The organism is Methylocucumis oryzae, from assembly GCF_000963695.1.
In the GTDB taxonomy this organism is placed as follows: Bacteria; Pseudomonadota; Gammaproteobacteria; order Methylococcales; family Methylomonadaceae; genus Methylovulum; species Methylovulum oryzae.
This window is the reverse complement of sequence record NZ_LAJX01000290.1, coordinates 1-1,613: the sequence shown is the minus strand read 5'-3', so window position 1 is coordinate 1,613 and position 1,613 is coordinate 1. Positions and strand designations below refer to the sequence as shown.

Genomic DNA, 1,613 nt, shown 5'->3' with positions numbered 1-1,613 from the left:
TTAGCACCAACAAAAAGGGCTACCAACTTAAAACGGGACAATACCAACCGGGACAGGTTGTTTAGAGTGAAGGTGTCGGCAGCAGGGATGCTGCCGCCAAGCCTACAGGGACGTATTTACGGCGCCCTTCACTCTGAATGACCTGTCCCGGCTTAAGTGGGTAGCCACAAAAAGTAATTGACGTGATAGATTAAGCCACCTATAGTTTTTGTTCTTTTTAATTGTCGGAGATTTAATGTGAGCGACTTAGTGCTTCATATCAGTGATAGTGAATTTAACGATGTTGTTTTAAAAGCCCCAGGTCCAGTCCTGGTTGACTATTGGGCAGAGTGGTGTGGGCCATGCAAAATGATTGCGCCTATCTTAGACGCCGTTTCCAAAGAATACGAAGGCAAAGTAACCGTAGTCAAATTAAACATAGACGAAAATCCACAAGCGCCACAACATTATGGGGTACGCGGTATTCCTACACTCATGTTGTTCAAAGATGGCGAAGTTGAAGCCACTAAAGTGGGCGCGTTAAGTAAATCAGAGTTAGTTAAATTTTTAGATTCTAATATTTAAACAACCCTCGCTTACCCGATTTAGCGGTGCTACTCTTCACTAAGAACGCCTCGCTAAATCGGCCAACTCGCAGCAACTCAACTAAAAAGCTACCTTCAACCTATTAATTTTTAATAAGTTATCTTCACTCCGGTTAATTCATTAGTAAAATTCTGTTTTACCCTGACGCGAAACAGCCAAACTATTAAGCGATTGTTATAAAATAGTCGGTCGTTTTGCTCTGAATAACCGTCCATGAAAAATCAAAAAAAATTGCTGCATTCCGATATTCGTTATGAATGTGAAGATTCGGCGTATGAACAAGGCAAAGCTTATTATGAGCAAGGTCGTGTTTTAGAATTAGTCGTCAAAAGCGAAGGCGCTTTATTTGTACAATTAAATGCAACTGTCAAAGGCAATGGCGTTATTCCTTATAAACAAAACATTAGAATCGTTTGGAAGCCTAACTTTAGCGCTTCTGAAATCACGGGTAATTGCACGTGTCCCACCGGTTATAACTGTAAACATGTCGCTGCCGTTTGCTTAAAATACCTAGAACGCTCACAAGCACCTAATCAAGCGGTGACAACGAATTGCTTAGATTGGTTAGCGAGTTTAGCAGCGTCTACACCGGCTAAAACACCAAGTAATGATGAAGTCATTATTTTTGTGCTTAAACCGGGCAAGAATGTCTATGAAGTGATATTCGACTTAATTGTCACCAAACACAAAAAAAACGGTGGTCTACATAAAGGCCGACGCTTATCACTGAGTAATTTACGCTATAGCTATTCGTATATGGGTTATGTGCAACCTGAAGATACTGAAATCGCTAAAATTTCCTCTGCATTAAGCTTGTCGTCAGGCCTGCCTATATTATCCGGCGCAGCTGGCCATTTAGCGCTGAGTCACATGTTAAAAACAAGACGGTTATATTGGCACACTAATGACCAAGCACCTATTAGCTTAGAGCCACCAACTGCACTCAGCATGGCTTGGCAAACCACCGATAAAGGCGACTATACGCTGAAAATCGAGCAACCTGAGCATGTCGTATTAATCTTTACCGA

2 protein-coding genes are annotated in these 1,613 nt (G+C 41.7%); both read left to right on the top strand.

Features of this window, described 5'->3' with window-relative positions; translation table 11 throughout:
* The first annotated feature begins 237 nt into the window (after nucleotides 1-237).
* Nucleotides 238-564, top strand: a complete 327-nt coding sequence (trxA, locus tag VZ94_RS20305; RefSeq protein ID WP_045780628.1) for a thioredoxin TrxA — start codon at nucleotides 238-240, stop codon at nucleotides 562-564.
* Nucleotides 565-798: 234 nt separating this feature from the next.
* On the top strand, nucleotides 799-1,613 hold an 815-nt coding region (locus VZ94_RS20300; RefSeq protein ID WP_045780627.1), incomplete at its 3' end, for an SWIM zinc finger family protein.